Origin of the sequence: Ornithinibacillus bavariensis (assembly GCF_018333235.1) — a bacterium.
GTDB lineage: Bacteria > Bacillota > Bacilli > Bacillales > Amphibacillaceae > Ornithinibacillus > Ornithinibacillus bavariensis.
On record NZ_BORP01000004.1, the window covers coordinates 141263 to 158626 of the forward strand.

Here is a 17364-nt window from a genome sequence, read left to right on the forward strand (position 1 = left end):
ACGATTAATAAAAAATTGCGATAGACTATGGGTTTATACTGTTTAGCAATAACTCAGGGTAGTCTAATCGCAATTTAAGAATTCATTTAACCGACATAATCCAATTCTTTACCTTGTTTCAACACTTTATCTATTGTTCCTCCACCGAGGCAAACTTCTCCATCATAAAAGACTACTGCTTGACCAGGGGTTATGGCACGTTGACTTTCATCGAAGACTACACGTACATTGCCATCTTCTAATACATGCACGGATACACCACTGTCTTCTTGACGATAACGGAACTTCGCTGTACATGAAAATGTTTCTTTCACATCATTCGGATTAATCCAATTTAAATCTGTTGCGATAAGTTCATCAGAATATAGGTTTTCATTATGATAGCCTTGCTCAACATATAACACATTTTCTGTTAAGTTTTTTCCTACTACAAACCAAGGATCTCCTGAACCACCAATTCCTAGACCTTGCCTTTGACCAATTGTATAATACATTAGTCCATCATGCTTCCCTTTTATAACCCCATCCAGTGTCATCATTTCACCTGGCTGAGCTGGTAAATATTCACTCAAAAATTCCTTAAAGTTTCGTTCGCCAATAAAGCATATGCCTGTACTATCCTTTTTAGTTGCGGTTGCAAGGCCATGTTCACTAGCAATCTCACGTACCTTTGATTTTGGTAAATGCCCTAATGGGAACATTACTTTTTCTAAAATGTCACTAGACAATTGATTTAAAAAATAGGTTTGATCCTTATTAGAATCCACTCCGCGAAGCATTTCATATTTTCCGTTATGCTCTCTAACTTGTGCATAATGTCCTGTTGCTAGGTAGTCAGCACCTAAATCGAGTGCGTAATCAAGAAATGCTTTAAATTTAATTTCTTTATTACACATGACATCTGGATTTGGAGTTCTTCCCGCTTTATATTCGTCCAAGAAATACGTAAACACTTTGTCCCAGTATTGTTTTTCAAAATTAACCGAGTAATACGGAATATCCAATTGATTACAAACCCGAACGACATCTTCAAAATCCTCTGTTGCCGTACAAACTCCAAATTCATCCGTATCATCCCAGTTTTTCATAAAAATACCTACAACATCATATCCTTGTTCCTTTAAAAGAAGTGCTGCTACAGATGAGTCGACACCTCCACTCATTCCGACAACAACACGTATATCCTTATTATTTTTCATGGTAACCACCTTACTTTAATAGACGTCTAACAATTTTTGCAACGCGATGAGCAGCTTCTTCTACATTCTCCGTCGTATTGGCAGCACCAAAACTAAAACGAATCGAATTCGTTGTACAGGCATTATTTTCACCATAAATAGCTGACAATACATGAGACGGTTCAACAGAACCAGCAGTACAAGCACTACCACTTGAAGCTGCCACTCCCGATAAGTCAAAGTTTGTTAGTAATTTTTCAACATTTGTACCTGGAAAACTAATATTAACAATAGAGGCTATCGTGCTCTCAATATCCCCATTAACCTGAAACTCTATTTCTTCCTCTTTTAAAATATTTAAAAATTGCTGTTTAAATCCTTCGTATGCCTTATTACGATATTCTCTCTCTTCAAGCATAATTTCAACAGCGGTCATAAATCCTACTACACCTACTACATTTTCAGTTCCAGGGCGACGTTTACGCTCTTGTTCTCCTCCAAATTGTAGGGCGTTTAGTTTGATACCTTCTCTTGCATATAGAAAGCCAATTCCTTTTGGTCCATTTATTTTATGGGCAGAGGTTGACAATAAATCTACACCTAAATTATTTACGTCAATATCGAGAAGGCCATAAGCCTGTACTGCATCCGTATGAAGATATGCTTGATGGTCTTTGAGAATCTCACCAATATCTTTGATTGGTTGAACAATTCCCGTTTCATTATTAACGTACATGATGGAAACAAGTATTGTTTCATCTGTTAGTGCATTTTTCAGATCCTCGACTGATATTTTACCATCCTTATATACAGGTAGATACGTAACCTTAAAGCCTTCTTTTTCTAAATACTCAGCAGTATGAAGTGTAGCGTGGTGCTCCTGAACGGTTGTTATAATATGATTTCCTTTTTCTCGATTAGCCATTGCTGTACCGATTAACGCTAGATTATCTGCTTCTGTTCCACCACTAGTAAAGATGATTTCTTTTTCTCCAGCATGAATACTACTTGCAATAACACGTCTTGCACTATCAAGTAATTGACGCGCTTTTCGTCCAAAAGCATGTATACTGGAGGGGTTTCCGAATACCTCTTGATATATTGGCATCATCGCATGAATAACTTTTTCATGCATTGGAGTAGTTGCAGCATGGTCTAAATAAATATGTTCCAATTTTTTTCGTCCTTTCTAACTCATCTAGGCTATAGCTTATCCCACGGCCTAAATATAAAACATATATCCTTTTAATGAATCATCAGAATCATGGTTGATTAGGTCTTCAAGTGTTGTTGTATCTAACACTTCCTTAACCGCTTCTGTTACTCGTCTCCATAATGCTTGTTTTGCTGGCTCCTCATCCTCGATTCCCTCCACTAATACGATAGGTCCTTCTAAAACCCGGATGATATCTCCTGCACTTATTTCCTTAGGCTCCTTTGGTAGAACATAACCTCCATAAGCACCACGGATACTCTTAATTAGCCCTGCATTGCGAAGTGGTGCAGCCAATTGCTCTAAATAATGCTCTGATAAATCATTTTCCCGAGCAATCGTCTTTAGGGGAATTGGACCTTCGCCATAAGATCGAGCTAATTCAATCATTATTGTCAAGCCATAACGGCCTTTCGTTGATATTTTCATATCGGTAACTCCTCTATCCTTACGTAACTACGTATATTTTATCTATTATTACTATACCATTATCACCAAAAACATGAAAACAGATGATATGATATCATATAGATTGCAAATTACAAATTTCGCAATTACGATATGAATACTAAGCTACTATTTTAAACAAAGGACGAGAAAAATGAAACAAAAACCACTTGCCTTTCGAATGCGACCAACAAATATATCGGAAATAATTGGACAAGAGCACCTAGTAGGTGAAGGAAAAATTTTAAATCGAATGGTTCAAGCGGAGAAGCTTGCATCAATGATCCTCTATGGACCTCCTGGCACAGGAAAAACTTCTCTGGCTACCGCTTTAGCAAAGAGCTTACAATTACAAGTTCGAATGCTGAATGCTGTCGTTGATAAGAAAAAAGATATGGAGATTGTGGTAGAAGAAGCAAAGATGTCTGGAAATATGGTCTTAATATTAGATGAGGTACATCGACTGGACAAAGCAAAACAAGACTTTTTACTTCCACATTTAGAAAGTGACCTAATTACGTTAATTGGTTGTACGACAAGTAACCCATATCATGCAATCAATCCTGCCATTCGAAGTCGGTGTCATATCTTTGAATTGCATGCATTAACTCCGGATGATGTAAAAAAAGCGATTATGAGAGCACTTTCCGATAAAGATAAAGGTTATGGGGCTTTTTCAATTCATATTACGGACGATGCACTCGAACATTTTTCAAGAAGTTCTGGAGGAGATATGCGTGCTGCCTTGAATGGATTAGAGTTAGCAGTAGCATCAACCCCTAAAAAAGAAGATGGAGAAATTATCATTGATTTAGCAATAGCAGAAGAATGTATGCAGCGGAAGAGCTTCTCCCATGACAGGGATGGTGATGCACATTACGACGTATTATCAGCCTTTCAAAAGTCCATACGTGGTAGCGATGTTGATGCCGCTCTTCACTATTTAGGTAGATTAATTGAAGCTGGAGATTTAGATTCTATCGCTAGAAGGATGATTGTCATCGCATATGAGGACATAGGTTTAGCTAATCCACAAGCTGGTCCACGAGCCGTTGCTGCTGTTGAAGCTGCGGAGCGATTGGGATTTCCGGAAGCACGTATACCATTAGCAGTCGCCATTGTCGAACTATGCTTATCACCTAAATCCAATTCTGCATATCAAGCGCTTGATGCTGCTCTAGCTGATATTCGAACAGGTAGATCTGGAGAGATTCCAAACCATTTAAAGGATTCCCATTATGTGGGGGCAAAGAGCCTAGGAAGAGGAATTGATTATAAATATCCTCATGACTACCCTAACGGATGGGTTTACCAGCAATATTTACCTGACGCCATCAAGAGCAAGCAATATTATCATCCAAAAGAAACAGGAAAATTCGAAAAGGCTATGAAACAAGTGTACGAAAAAATAGTGAAAGAGAAAAAGAATCATAACTAAAGAGGTATAAAAAAATCTTCTCCAGTCCAAACTATAGGAAAAGGAAACAATGGTTAAAAAGTCGGGTTCATGAAACTTTCTATCTAACGAACTGACTTTTTTGGTACACATTTTACTAGTTAAAATCTATTGTTTTAATTCTGGTAGCTATTGGAAAAGGAGATGAAACAATTATGACAAAGGTAAGACAAGATGCATGGTCACATGAAGATGACCTATTACTTGCAGAAACTGTTTTACGTCATATTCGTGAAGGTAGTACACAATTAAACGCTTTTGAGGAAGTTGGAGACAAACTAAATCGAACCTCTGCAGCATGCGGATTTAGATGGAATGCAGAAATAAGGAAAAAATATATCAATGCCATTGATTTAGCGAAGAGACAACGAAAAGAAAAGAAGCGAGCATTGGAAAAGGCAAGAAAAGCAAGCAGATCAACTATCGTGAGTTTTCAGCCAAACTATGAATCAAGATCAGACCAAGAGGAAGGCATAGTTCCAGTTGCGGCTGAATCTACAATCACATTAGAAACTGTTATACAGTTCCTAAATCAATTAAAGAAAGACTATTATGCTTCCAATCAATCAAAAGTATCCTATGAACAAGCACAGCGTGAGAATGTCATGTTGAAAGAAAAAATTGCGAAGCTTGAGAAACAGCTTTCTGACACAGAAAGAGAGCTAGAGACGATTCAAGAAGATTATAAAGTATTCGTTCAAATCATGGATCGCGCAAGAAAAATGACGGTACTAGAAGACCAAGGAACGTTTAAAGCTCCAGCATTTCGTATGGACAAGAATGGAAATCTAGAACAAATTGCACAAGGATCGAATTAACATTTAGAAAAAGGATGCCAACGCATCCTTTTTCTGCTTTTATGGATATAGAGCTAGTCCCATTGTATTATTCATTTTCCTATGGTGGTATAGTTCTTCTGTAAATTTCATTTAGTTCTGGAATTATGGTTGGAATGATGTTTAGAGCACTTGTAAAGTTCATTTTGTTCCGAAAATATGGGTGAAATGATGTTTAGTGCCCTTGTAAAGTTCATTTTGCTCTGGAATTATGGTTAAAATGATGTTTAGAGCCTCTGTAAAGTTCATTTTGCTCTAGAATTACGGTTGAAATGATGTTTAGAGCCCTTGTAAAATTCATTTTGCTCAGAAATTACAGTTGAAATGACGTTTAGAGTCTTTGTGAAATTCATTTTGCTCCGGTATTACGCTTGAAATGATGTTTAGAGCCTTTGTAAAATTCATTTTGCTCAGAAATTATTTTAGTGCTTCTATAGAATTCACTTTTCCCAGGAAATATGGTTCGAATGATTTATAGTGCCACTTCAAAATTCAATTGCCGAACAACTAAAAAATGATTTACTACCCCTAGAAAAAACAAGTTTTCATCTTTACAGACGAAAACTTGTTTTTTCTTATGTATGGTATCAATCCCAATGATGCCGTCTATGCCTAAGTTTTGATCCCGCTTCTTCGCAGGTGGGTGCCTTGCTTCATATTTTATACGTCCCCATTTCCCAATAAGTACGAGGCATGTATGCCATATGAAAACAATCAGGCTCCTATATCTAAAACTGTTCGGTCAAAACGTATTTGATAGACTAACATCTTAGGATTGATTATGTCGTAATGCATTACGTTTGTAGAATAATCTTACCACAGCATACAATCTGTATTCAACAACCGTTTTATGAAGTGTTCGTTACAACTGTTACATTTTTTCAACATCTAATTAGTTTAGTCATAATTAGCTATTCAGGTGAATAGATAATTCTGTTAGCTGTGCTTCACTCACTTCACTCGGTGCATCTGTTAGTGGATCTGAAGCAGAGGCTGTTTTCGGGAAAAGGATTGTATCCCGTAAGTTACTGCGACCTGTTAGTAACATAACGATTCGGTCAAGTCCTAAGGCAATACCACCATGAGGAGGTGCTCCATACTCTAATGCATCGAGGAGGAATCCGAATTGTTCTTCTGCCTCTTCTCGGGTAAATCCGAGTACCTTAAACATCTCATCCTGTTGTTCACGTTTATAGATTCGTAATGATCCCCCGCCAAGTTCATAGCCATTTAAGACTAAGTCATATGCGTTTGCACGTACACTAGCAGGATCCGTTTCTAGCTTTTCGATATCTTCTTCAAATGGCATGGTAAATGGGTGATGTGCTGCAAAATATCGGCCAAGCTCTTCATCGTATTCCAGTAATGGCCAATCTGTAATCCATAGGAAATTATATTTACTTTCATCAATCAGACCTAGCTCTTTTCCAAGCTTTAGGCGTAAAGCACCGAGACTATCATATACGACAGATGTTTTATCTGCTACGAAAAGTAATAAATCTCCCTCTTCTGCTGCAGCACTTTCTAAAATGCCTTTCTTTTCCTCTTCGGTAATAAATTTAGCTATAGGACCTTTTAATTCGTTAGCTTCAACTTTTAACCATGCTAAGCCTTTTGCACCATACACATTCACAAATTCTGTTAGTTTATCAATGTCTTTACGAGAGAAGTTTGCCGCTTCCCCTTTTACATTTAATAAGCATACCTTCCCACCGCTAGCAATTGCACCTTGAAATACCTTGAAATCAGAATTTGCTAGAACTGTAGAGACTTCGATTAGTTCAAGGCCAAAGCGAGTATCCGGCTTATCTGAACCGAAACGTTCCATTGCTTCTTGATATTTCATTCGAGGTAGTGGTAACTCAATATCGACATTGTTAACCTCTTTCAAGACTTTTTGCATCATTCGTTCAGTCATTGTCATAATTTCATCACTAGTTAAGAATGATGTCTCAATATCAATTTGTGTAAATTCAGGCTGTCGATCTGCACGAAGGTCCTCATCACGGAAGCAGCGAGCAATTTGATAATATTTTTCGAAACCACTCATCATAATTAACTGCTTAAATAATTGCGGTGATTGAGGCAATGCATAAAACTCACCCGGATGAACACGACTAGGTACTAAATAATCACGTGCTCCCTCTGGCGTACTCTTTGTTAAAATAGGAGTTTCCATTTCTAGGAAGCCTTCATCATTTAAAAAGTTACGTACAACCTGTGTAATTTGATGACGTTTTTTAAAAGTTTCTTGTAATGGACTTCGTCGTAAATCGAGATAACGATATTTTAAGCGTAGGTCCTCTGCGACATCTGTCTCATCCTGTATGAGAAACGGTGGGTTATTCGATTTATTAAGAACACTTACTTCTGTAGCAATAACTTCTACTTTTCCTGTTTCCATTAACGGATTGATTGTATTTTCATCGCGTAAAATTACTTGACCCTTTACTTCAATGACATATTCACTACGTACTGTTTCTGCTACAGCTAATGCCTCTTCATGATTCGGATTAAATACCACTTGTACTACCCCTGATCTATCACGTAAATCTATAAAGATTAAACCGCCTAAATCGCGTCGTTTTTGTACCCAGCCTTTTAGCAGTATACTTTTTTCAACATCAGTTTCTCTTATTGTTCCCGCGAGCACTCTTTCACTCATGTCCTACTCCTCCTAGAAGATTTTCTTTCATGGTGGTTACTAACTGATCCAGAGGCACTTCTGTCTGTTCACCAGTTGCCATATTCTTAACGTTAACCACTCTATTCTTTAATTCATCTTCACCTAATACCAATACAAATTTAGCTTTATATCTGTCAGCCGCTTTAAATTGTGCCTTGAATTTTCGTCCTTGATAATCTTGATCGACTTGAATACCATTCTTACGTAATTCATGAACAATGCGAACTGCCTCTTTTTTGACATTTTCACCCATGGCTACAAGGTAACAATCCAGTTGATCATCAAGAGGTATCTCAACATTTTCCGCTTCAAGCGCTAATAATAAACGCTCCATTCCCATTCCAAAGCCCATTCCTGGTGTGTTTGGTCCACCTAGCTGTTCAACAAGCCCATTATAGCGTCCTCCACCAGCAAGTGTTGTAATAGCTCCAAAGCCCTCTGCCTCACTCATGATCTCAAATGCCGTATGATTATAATAGTCTAAACCACGTACTAAATTAGGATCAACGACATATTCAATTCCCATAACATCTAAATAGGCCTTTACTTGTTCAAAATATTCCTTGGATTCATCATTCAAATACTCAAGAATAGATGGAGCTGTCTTCATTGCAGGATGTTCTCTATCGACCTTACAATCTAAGATGCGTAATGGGTTTTGTTCTAGTCGGGATTGACAGTCCTTACATAGTTCTTCTTTATGTGGTGTAAAGTGCTTAATTAATGCGTCTCGATAGTTTTTTCTACTCTCTTTGTCTCCAAGAGAATTAATAACTAGCTTTAAAGAAGAAAGTCCAAGCTCCCGATAAACAGTCATTGCTAAATCAATAACCTCTGCGTCTACAGCAGGATCTTCGCTACCCATAACCTCCACACCAAATTGATTTAACTGACGCATTCTTCCATGCTGTGGACGTTCATAGCGAAACATTTGCATAAAATAATATAATTTTACTGGTTGGTTGGGATCACCAAATAATTTATTTTGGACAAATGCTCTTGTTACAGCTGCTGTTCCTTCTGGACGAAGTGTTAGACTTCTGCCACCTCGATCAAGAAAAGTATACATTTCCTTTTGGACAATGTCCGTTGATTCTCCAACTCCACGTGCAAATACTTCTGTATGTTCAAACAAAGGAGTACGTATTTCGTCAAAATGATACGTTTCGCAAATTCCCTTTATTTTATTTTCAACGTACTGCCACTTTTGGGATTCCTTTGGTAGGATATCGGCCGTACCTCTTGGCGCATTAATATTCATTATTCATGCCTCCTCAATCTATGTATTCATTTAAAAAATGGTATAAAAAAACTCCCATCCCCTAAAAAAGGGACGAGAGTTTACCCGCGTTGCCACCCTAGTTAATGCAATAAATGTGCATTCTCTTTTCACAGTTAACGCCTGCAAAACGTCTATACCTACTTGCAATTTTACGTTCGATACAGATCCTCTGGAATGTCTTTCACTAGGTTGTCATGCAAAATGCTTTCAGCCTAAGGCATTTTGTCTCTTATCATGCAAATAACTAGCTACTCTTTCCTTCATTGGAAATTTATTAATGTTTGAATGAATATTATCATAATGTTTCAAGAGGCACTTGTCAAGTGCGATTAATCTTTTTCTTTAAAGCTTTCACTTCTCCTAATGAGATTCCTAACTCTTGGGCAATCTCCATATGTCCTGCAGAACCCTCTAATTCCAAAAAACGATGTAGATTAACGCCTAATATATCCCGGCTATTAGTTGCATTCCAATGTTTTTCATGAAATCGCATTGACTCTTTTCCTCCTTTTTACTATCACTAGCTTTGCCTATTTCGACTTTATTTATTAAAATAGAAAACGAAACATTGAACGGCTAGGAGGAAAATTTTTGCGCATACATAAATTTATCGCACTTACACTTTGTTTAATATTACTAACAATACACTCATCAGTAATTGCACAAGGCACTACCGCTATCGTTACACAGGATAATTTAAATGTTCGAAGTGGACCAGGGACAAACTATGATAAAATTGGACAGCTAAATACGAATGAAACCTATCCCATTCTTACACAGCAAGATGGCTGGGTAGAGCTGCAATTAGACGGTTTTTCAGGTTGGGTAAGTACAGACTATATAAGCATACAAGGTCATAATGCAAATCAATCGGAAGAAGCGATGGCGGAATCAGACAACCGTACCATAGTCATTAGTCAGGATAAGACTCAAATTAGAAATGGACCTTCTACCGAAAATGACATTGTTTCCCTAGCAAACAAAGGACAAGCCTTCGATGTGATCGGAGAGACAGATGAATGGTTAAAGGTAAAATCAGAAGAAGTAGAAGGCTATGTATATAAAAAGTTAATTGATGAAACAAAAGGCAGAACTTTTGCAGGTCTAAAAGGAAAAACAATCGTACTGGATCCTGGTCATGGTGGTGATGACTCGGGTGCTATTGGTGCCAATGACACCTTAGAAAAGAACATCACATATAAAACAGCCGAGGGCTTAGCAGAAGAGTTAACAATGCTTGGTGCAGAGGTTATTCTGACACGTGACCAAGAAACATTCGTATCCTTATCCAGTCGTGCTAATATGGCCAACGTTTTTGATACAGATGCATTTATTAGTCTGCATTATAACAGTGTCCCAGATATTCCAGATGCAACTGGAATCAGTACCTATTATTTTCATGAACAATTCAAACCGCTTGCCAATTACATTCAACAAGAGCTGATTAAAGAGACTGGAGATCGGGATCGTTTAGCAGAATACGGTGACTTTCAAGTAATTAGACAAAATTTAAAACCAGGTGTACTTATCGAACTTGGATTTATTTCCAACCCTGAAATCGAACAACTATTACTAACAAATGCCTATCAAAAAAAGTTGGTTAGTGGTATTGTAAATGGTTTACAGCGGTATTTTGCGGGGCAGTAGCATGTCCCGTTTTTCTTTTTCCTTCTAAAGGAATATCCAGAAACTTTATATATTTTTCTGATTCAAATTCTTTATATACGCTTATGAAATTGACTTCAAAAGATGGATAAGGATTAAACTCTTCTTTTACTTTTGTCCCCATGTCTCTCAGCTCTTTCAGCGTCATTTCCATAAGCTGTTTTTCCTAGTGTCATATATATTTTATCTCAGAGCTAATAGACTTTAATCGAGGTTTTTTGAAATTATGTCCATTAGACCCCAGCTATTTGACTCAAATCGAGATTTTTTTGAGTTATTGTCCATTAGACCCACGCTATTAGACTCAAATCGAGGTTTTTTTGATTTTATGTCCATTAGACCCTGGCTATTAGACTCAAATCGAGGTTTTTTTGATTTTATGTCCATTAGACCTTGGCTATTAGACTCTAATCGGCGTTCTTTTGATTTTATGTCCATTAGACCCTGGCTATTAGACTCTAATCGGCGTTCTTTTGATTTTATGTCCATTAGACCCTGGCTATTAGACTCTAATCGAGGTTTTTTTGAATTTCAGTCCATTAGACATCAGCTATTAGACTCTAATCGAGATTTTCATGAATTTAAGTCTATTAGACTCTAATCGAGATTTTCATGAATTTAAGTCCATTAGACACCGGCTATTAGACAAATATAATGATTTTCATAAAAAATTGTCCATTAGACCGGCAATCTAATGAACAAAGAGAATATCACTTTATTTTTATTTTTCTTTACTGTCTATAATCAATGTAACTGGGCCTACATTTGTCAACTGTACATCCATCATTGCTCCAAATGAACCAGTTTCTATGGTTATTCCTTCATCGGCTATTAATTGATTAAACTGCTCATATAGGGTATTTGCCTGATCTGGTTTGGCGGCCTGCATAAAGTTCGGTCTTCTGCCTTTACGTGTATCTCCATATAGGGTGAACTGGGAAATTGACAAGATTTCGCCATCAACATCCTTTAAGGATAAGTTCATTTTTTCATTTTCATCCTCGAACACTCTTAAATTCACAATTTTATTTACTAAATATTTTGCATCCTCGATTGTATCTTCGTGTGTTACTCCAAGTAATACGACAAAACCATTTTCGATTTGACCAACTATTTCCTGATTCACGGTTACCTTCGCATCACGTGCTCGTTGAATTACTGCTTTCACCTATTCCGACTCCTTTTTCGGTTTTTTTATAAGAAAAAAGAGGTTGTCCCCTATTTGAGAGTTTACTTTATTGTAAACATCTTCATATTGTGGCAGCCTCTTAATTTATCGTACGTGTTACAGCATAGACATCTTTTATTTGTTTAATTCTTTCAACAATTTTCCGTAAATGGTTCGTATTGTTAATCAGGATGGTAATTTGAATAATTGCCATCTTGTTACGATCAGAACGTCCTGTTACGTGAGTGATATTTGTTTTTGTTTCATTTACTGCCTGTAATACTTCGTTAAGTAAACCTCTTCGGTCATATCCGGAAATTTCCAAATCAACATGATATTGTTTTTGAGATTGATCACTTTCCCATTCCACATGTAGAAGTCGATCTTTCGCTTCTTCACTTTGAACATTAGGGCAATCGGTACGATGAACAGAGACACCACGACCCTTCGTAATATAACCGACAATATCGTCACCAGGAACCGGACTACAGCATTTGGATAATCTTACGAGAAGGTTGTCTACGCCTTCTACGATAACTCCTGAATCCTTCTTATGTCTCTTCGTTTCTTTATATTCCGTTTTAGTTCCTTCTAATGTCTGGGCAAGATCTTGTTCCATTTGCCGTTTTTGTCGAATTTTATCTGTCAACCTTGTTGCAACAAGGGCGGCTGTGATCCCTTGATAACCTACCGCAGCATATAAATCATCTTCTGATGTAAAATTAAACCGCTCATAGACTCGCTTAAGATTTTCTTCTGTTAGGGCTTCCTTTGGTTCAATATTTAGTCCTCGTATTTCTTTTTCAACTAAATCCTTACCTTTAACAATATTTTCATCACGACGTTGTTTCTTGAAGAATGCTTTTATTTTATTTTTTGCCTGTGATGTTTGTGTAATTTTCAACCAATCCTGGGATGGCCCATAGGAATGTTTAGAAGTTAATACATCCACGATATCGCCATTTTTCAACTCATAATCTAATGGCTCCATCTTACCATTTATCTTTGCACCAATCGTTTGGTTACCTATCTCTGTATGAATTCGGTAGGCAAAGTCTAGAGGAACCGACCCAGAAGGAAGCTCAATCACATCCCCTTTTGGTGTAAATACATAAACCATATCAGAGAATAAATCAATTTTTAATGATTCTACAAATTCTTCAGCATCATGTGTCTCATTTTGCCATTCTAGGATTTCACGAAACCAGGTTAACTTTTCTTCAAAGGATTTTTTATCTTTATTAACAGGTTTTCCTTCTTTATAAGCCCAGTGTGCGGCAATCCCATATTCTGCAATTTCATGCATTTCCTTTGTACGAATTTGTACCTCTAATGGATCACCCTTTGGACCAATTACCGTTGTATGCAAGGACTGATATAGATTTTGCTTTGGCATAGCGATATAATCTTTAAATCTGCCGGGCATCGGCTTCCAACACGTATGAATAATTCCAAGAACCGCATAACAATCCTTAATACTATTAACAATAATCCGGACCGCGAGCAAATCATAAATCTCATTAAACTGCTTGTTTTGTTTCACCATTTTTTGGTAAATACTGTATAGATGCTTTGGACGGCCAGAAATTTCAGCATCTATATGGACTTCTTTTACTTGCTTAGTAACCTCACCAATTACTTCTTCTATATAGGATTCCCTCTCATTGCGCTTCTGCTTCATGAGCTGAACAATACGATAATATTGTTGAGGATTTAAATAGCGTAAAGCCGTATCCTCCAGTTCCCATTTTATAGTTGATATTCCAAGACGATGTGCTAATGGGGCAAAAATTTCTAATGTTTCATTTGCTTTTTCGCGTTGTTTTTCAGGCGGTAAATGCTTTAATGTTCGCATATTATGCAATCGGTCTGCTAATTTAATTAGGATAACTCGTATATCTCTTGCCATTGCAACGAACATTTTTCGATGATTTTCAGCTTGCTGGGCTTCTCTTGATTTATATTTAATTTTTCCTAATTTTGTTACTCCATCTACTAGCATGGCTACTTCTTGATTAAATTCTTCTTCAATCATTTCGGTAGTTACATCAGTATCCTCAACTACGTCATGCAAAAAGCCACCTGCTATGGTTTCAGGGTCCATTTTTAAGTCAACCAATATTCCCGCTACCTGAATAGGGTGAATAATATATTCTTCACCTGATTTACGATATTGATCTTTGTGGGCTACTTTTGCATATTCGTATGCTCGCATGATAAAACTGATATCTTCCTCTGAAAGATACTGCCGAGCTTTCTCTATAATTGAATCGATTGTTATATTGTCACTTTTTCCCATATTATCACCTTTGACCTGAAGAGGATACTTTCTTTCTAGTATCGAAAAAATATTACAAAAAGTAAAGTAAAACTTATTACAATAGGTCTGATGAAAGCACTATTTCACCAGACCCTATGTCGCATTAATATTTCATTAAGGTTAAAACATCATAGTCTTTTAGTTTTGCTAGACCGTCTAAATATGATAGCTCTATTAAGAATGCACATCCAACAACGATACCGCCTAATTCCTCAACAAGCTGAATGGTGGCTTCAATCGTACCACCTGTTGCAAGTAAGTCATCCGTTATTAACACACGCTGTCCTGGTTTAATGGCATCCTTATGAATGGTTAATACATTCTTCCCATATTCTAAACCATAATCCACTTTAATAACCTCTCGTGGTAGCTTGCCTTCCTTTCGTACTGGTGCAAAACCTACCCCAAGTGCATAGGATACTGGACACCCAACAATAAATCCTCGTGCCTCTGGCCCTACAACAAGATCAATATCCTTTTCTTTGGCAAATTCTACAATTTCATCTACAGCTGATTTAAATGCCATGCCATTGTCCATTAAAGGAGTTATATCCTTAAATTCAATGCCTTTCTTTGGCCAATCATTTACAATTTTAATATATTTCTTATAATCCATGGGTTACTTCCTCCTTGAGATAATCCGTTTGTCCCATACATTCATTAAACCAGTTTACTAATTCGTCATAGGTTGCATAATACAGTGCCTTTTCAACCTTTCCTTGCTTGACACGATTTTGATAAACTATTGCTTCTTGAAGATCCTTTTTTTGAGGTGATTTATTAAGGTGAATAATTCCATCTTTAATCTTAACAAATTCAAGCTCTGAAAACACGTTTAACATAAAGAGTAAAGAATCCCTTGACCAGCCTTTTGCTTGTAAAATTTTCTGTTGTTCTTGCCCTAAATCGAGCTTTTCTCTCTTCCAAATCAATGAATATAACCATTTGAAGTCTTCACGGGAAGGAAAATGAGATAGGTAAACACTATGTTCCACATAAAAGCATACATGTATACATAAAGGCTTTACCTTATGTATGATAGTTTTTAAGTCATCGAGGTCACTTGGTAAATCAGTTAGATAGAGAACCTCAACTTGTTCACTTACTTTTATTGCTTGCTCATAGGACAATTGAGTAATTCCAGTAGGAGCTTTATCGTGTTCCTGATGCGTATACAATAACAAATGCTTTTCAAATTGATTCATATAGATAGAGAAATCAATTTGTTTTTTTCCACGATGATCGAACAGCTGCCAGTCATCAATTCGCATATCTTCAATTATTATCTGTGGTTTTCGAATCCCGTTCCACTCATTGATTCCCAGCTCACCTACTACTGATAATTTAGCGCTAGGTGAAATATGGGCAGCTAAATCACCCATGCCAAAAGCAATACCCTCTACTGAGCTAGCTTGATTTTTGAACATCAACTTTAAGTGCTTCTTCATATTTCCTAGCTGACGAATTTCTGTTGGTTGATGTTTAATATGAAACTTCGGCTTTGGATTTGCCATACCAAATGGGGCTAAGTGCTTCATTTCCTCAATTAATGCTTCATTAATATCTTCAATTTCAAGTGATTTACTAATATATATTTCCTGTTTAAATTCATCTGGTGTCAATTGCTCTTGAATGATAGCGTCCAATGCTTGCTCCAATTTACTGACATTTTCAACTTGTAATGTCATACCTGCTGCTTGTGAGTGGCCACCAAAATGGGTGAACAACTCCTTCACATTCATACAGTTTTGAAATAAATCGAATGCGGGTATACTTCGAGCAGATCCTTTGGCAGTACCATTTTCTTCATTAATACGAAGGACGATAGCTGGACGATCATACTTGCGAACAAGGCTAGATGCTACAATTCCAAGCACACCTTCATTCCAACCTTCTTTTGCTACAACAATTACACCTTTATTTGTATCGATTTGCACCGTTTCTTCTACTTCTTTTACAATTGTAGCAACAATCTTTTGCCGCTCCTGATTTAGTGACTCTACTATTTTGGCAAGCTCTTCAGCTTCATCCTTATCAGCAGTCATGAGCAGTTGAACAGCTAAATCAGCATCTTGAAGCCTTCCAACAGCATTCAATCTTGGGCCTATTAAAAATCCAACATCTTCTTCTGTAGTATTTCCTTCCATATTACATAGCTTTTTTAATGCGACTAAGCCAGCTCTTTTTGTAACACTTATTTGTCGCAGGCCATAATAGGCTAATATTCTATTTTCGCTTTCCAAGGGAACTAAATCTGCAATCGTCCCTATTGCAACTAAATCTAAAAATTGCTCTGGAAAATATCCGAGTAGGCTTTGGGCGAACTTAAAAGCAACTCCCACACCAGCAAGCTCCTTAAATGGATAATTTGGTGAGCATTTTGGATGAATTATAGCAACTGCATCTGGTAATTCTTCCTGTGGCTCATGGTGATCAGTAATAATTAAGTCAATCCCAAGCTCTTTTGCTACTGCGGCTTCATGAACAGAAGCAATCCCAGTATCAACTGTAATAATTAGAGTGTATCCATTTTCATAAGCAGCTCTAAATGCTAATTCATTAGGACCATAACCTTCTGTAAAACGGTTAGGAATATAGAAATCACAATCTGCTCCAAGCTCTTGTAATGCTTGTATTAAAACCGTTGTAGAGCTGACACCATCAGCATCGTAATCACCAAATACTAGTATTTTTTCATTCGCTTTAATTGCTTGATGTACACGTTCTGTAGCTATGTCTATTGCTGACAATTGGAGTGGATCAATCAAGTTTTCGATGGAAGGGTTAAGAAATGAATGTGCCTCTTCCATAGTCTGTATTCCTCGTTGTAATAACAGCTCTTGTATCACGGGGGATAATTCTGTTCCATCATCCAACCACTGTTGCGTAGTACCATTTTGTTTGGCAAATTTCCAATTTGCTTTACTTCGTAACATAATTTCACCCCTGACTAATCTATTATACACAAAATCTGCTAAGTGGGGCAATTAGAATTATTATGTTTGATTTTCTTGAATGAATTACTCTTTTAAAAGGATCACATATTTTTGGTAATGACAAATAGAAATACCCCTTGACGTTTAGCCAAGGGGTATTTCTATTTTCATATTAAT

The 17364-nt window shown here is 37.0% G+C and carries 14 protein-coding genes, 1 other RNA gene and 1 other annotated feature; of the genes, 3 read left to right on the forward strand and 12 right to left on the reverse strand.

Annotation, left to right across the window (positions count from 1 at the left end):
- Positions 1-86 precede the first annotated feature (86 nt).
- Genes mnmA through cymR form a run of 3 tightly spaced genes read right to left on the reverse strand, consistent with a single transcriptional unit; the run spans position 87 to position 2820 of the window.
- Positions 87-1199, reverse strand: a complete 1113-nt coding sequence (mnmA, locus tag KI338_RS11335) for a tRNA 2-thiouridine(34) synthase MnmA (RefSeq protein ID WP_212921116.1) — start codon at positions 1197-1199, stop codon at positions 87-89.
- Between the two features lie 10 nt (positions 1200-1209).
- Positions 1210-2352 carry a cysteine desulfurase family protein gene (locus KI338_RS11340; RefSeq protein WP_212921117.1) on the reverse strand — a complete coding sequence of 381 codons (1143 nt, stop codon included), beginning with the start codon at positions 2350-2352 and terminating at the stop codon, positions 1210-1212.
- Positions 2353-2400: 48 nt separating this feature from the next.
- Positions 2401-2820: a cysteine metabolism transcriptional regulator CymR gene (cymR, locus tag KI338_RS11345; RefSeq protein WP_212921118.1), complete on the reverse strand. Its 420-nt coding sequence runs from the start codon at positions 2818-2820 to the stop codon at positions 2401-2403.
- Positions 2821-2992: 172 nt separating this feature from the next.
- Between cymR and KI338_RS11350 the strand changes: the two genes are divergently transcribed.
- Positions 2993-4276, forward strand: coding sequence for a replication-associated recombination protein A (locus KI338_RS11350; RefSeq protein ID WP_212921119.1), 1284 nt, complete (start codon positions 2993-2995; stop codon positions 4274-4276).
- Positions 4277-4449: 173 nt separating this feature from the next.
- The gene (locus tag KI338_RS11355; protein WP_212921120.1) at positions 4450-5112 is read left to right on the forward strand and encodes an RsfA family transcriptional regulator; all 663 of its coding nucleotides are present in this window, start codon (positions 4450-4452) and stop codon (positions 5110-5112) included.
- Positions 5113-5716: 604 nt separating this feature from the next.
- Here the strand turns inward: KI338_RS11355 and ssrS are convergent.
- From ssrS to KI338_RS11375, 4 genes are all read right to left on the reverse strand, one after another.
- A non-coding RNA gene (gene ssrS / locus KI338_RS11360) (6S RNA) lies at positions 5717-5909 on the reverse strand.
- Positions 5910-6037: 128 nt separating this feature from the next.
- Entirely contained in the window at positions 6038-7795 is a 1758-nt protein-coding gene (gene aspS, locus KI338_RS11365) for an aspartate--tRNA ligase (RefSeq protein WP_212921121.1), read from the reverse strand.
- Positions 7788-9077 (reverse strand): histidine--tRNA ligase, encoded by a 1290-nt coding sequence (hisS, locus tag KI338_RS11370; protein ID WP_212921122.1) that lies wholly within the window; start codon positions 9075-9077, stop codon positions 7788-7790. Before hisS ends, aspS begins: the two co-directional genes overlap by 8 nt.
- A gap of 65 nt (positions 9078-9142) precedes the next feature.
- Positions 9143-9371 (reverse strand) — a binding site (T-box leader).
- A gap of 46 nt (positions 9372-9417) precedes the next feature.
- The gene (locus KI338_RS11375) at positions 9418-9591 is read right to left on the reverse strand and encodes a hypothetical protein (RefSeq protein ID WP_212921123.1); all 174 of its coding nucleotides are present in this window, start codon (positions 9589-9591) and stop codon (positions 9418-9420) included.
- Between the two features lie 98 nt (positions 9592-9689).
- Between KI338_RS11375 and KI338_RS11380 the strand changes: the two genes are divergently transcribed.
- Positions 9690-10745, forward strand: a complete 1056-nt coding sequence (locus KI338_RS11380; RefSeq protein WP_212921124.1) for an N-acetylmuramoyl-L-alanine amidase family protein — start codon at positions 9690-9692, stop codon at positions 10743-10745.
- On the opposite strand, the gene KI338_RS11385 is transcribed toward KI338_RS11380, so the two are convergent.
- The 5 genes from KI338_RS11385 to recJ all read right to left on the reverse strand — a co-directional run bounded on the left by KI338_RS11385 (position 10699) and on the right by recJ (position 17187).
- On the reverse strand, positions 10699-10917 hold the full coding sequence (locus tag KI338_RS11385) for a hypothetical protein (protein WP_212921125.1): 219 nt from the start codon (positions 10915-10917) through the stop codon (positions 10699-10701). The genes KI338_RS11380 and KI338_RS11385 overlap by 47 nt on opposite strands.
- A 567-nt stretch (positions 10918-11484) precedes the next feature.
- Positions 11485-11931 carry a D-aminoacyl-tRNA deacylase gene (gene dtd / locus KI338_RS11390; protein WP_212921126.1) on the reverse strand — a complete coding sequence of 149 codons (447 nt, stop codon included), beginning with the start codon at positions 11929-11931 and terminating at the stop codon, positions 11485-11487.
- A 100-nt stretch (positions 11932-12031) separates the two neighbouring features.
- Positions 12032-14230, reverse strand: coding sequence for a RelA/SpoT family protein (locus KI338_RS11395; protein ID WP_212921127.1), 2199 nt, complete (start codon positions 14228-14230; stop codon positions 12032-12034).
- 124 nt (positions 14231-14354) lie between these two features.
- Positions 14355-14867, reverse strand: coding sequence for an adenine phosphoribosyltransferase (locus KI338_RS11400; protein ID WP_212921128.1), 513 nt, complete (start codon positions 14865-14867; stop codon positions 14355-14357).
- On the reverse strand, positions 14857-17187 hold the full coding sequence (gene recJ / locus KI338_RS11405; RefSeq protein WP_212921129.1) for a single-stranded-DNA-specific exonuclease RecJ: 2331 nt from the start codon (positions 17185-17187) through the stop codon (positions 14857-14859). Before recJ ends, KI338_RS11400 begins: the two co-directional genes overlap by 11 nt.
- Positions 17188-17364 lie beyond the last annotated feature (177 nt).

Bases quoted from the DNA above. Each gene is read 5' to 3' on its own strand.
- recJ (WP_212921129.1), bottom strand. From the start codon at position 17,187: ATGTTACGAAGTAAAGCAAATTGGAAATTTGCCAAACAAAATGGTACT.
- aspS (WP_212921121.1), bottom strand. From the start codon at position 7,795: ATGAGTGAAAGAGTGCTCGCGGGAACAATAAGAGAAACTGATGTTGAA.
- mnmA (WP_212921116.1), bottom strand. From the start codon at position 1,199: ATGAAAAATAATAAGGATATACGTGTTGTTGTCGGAATGAGTGGAGGT.
- KI338_RS11385 (WP_212921125.1), bottom strand. From the start codon at position 10,917: ATGGAAATGACGCTGAAAGAGCTGAGAGACATGGGGACAAAAGTAAAA.
- KI338_RS11375 (WP_212921123.1), bottom strand. From the start codon at position 9,591: ATGCGATTTCATGAAAAACATTGGAATGCAACTAATAGCCGGGATATA.
- KI338_RS11400 (WP_212921128.1), bottom strand. From the start codon at position 14,867: ATGGATTATAAGAAATATATTAAAATTGTAAATGATTGGCCAAAGAAA.
- KI338_RS11395 (WP_212921127.1), bottom strand. From the start codon at position 14,230: ATGGGAAAAAGTGACAATATAACAATCGATTCAATTATAGAGAAAGCT.
- KI338_RS11350 (WP_212921119.1), top strand. From the start codon at position 2,993: ATGAAACAAAAACCACTTGCCTTTCGAATGCGACCAACAAATATATCG.
- cymR (WP_212921118.1), bottom strand. From the start codon at position 2,820: ATGAAAATATCAACGAAAGGCCGTTATGGCTTGACAATAATGATTGAA.
- KI338_RS11355 (WP_212921120.1), top strand. From the start codon at position 4,450: ATGACAAAGGTAAGACAAGATGCATGGTCACATGAAGATGACCTATTA.
- hisS (WP_212921122.1), bottom strand. From the start codon at position 9,077: ATGAATATTAATGCGCCAAGAGGTACGGCCGATATCCTACCAAAGGAA.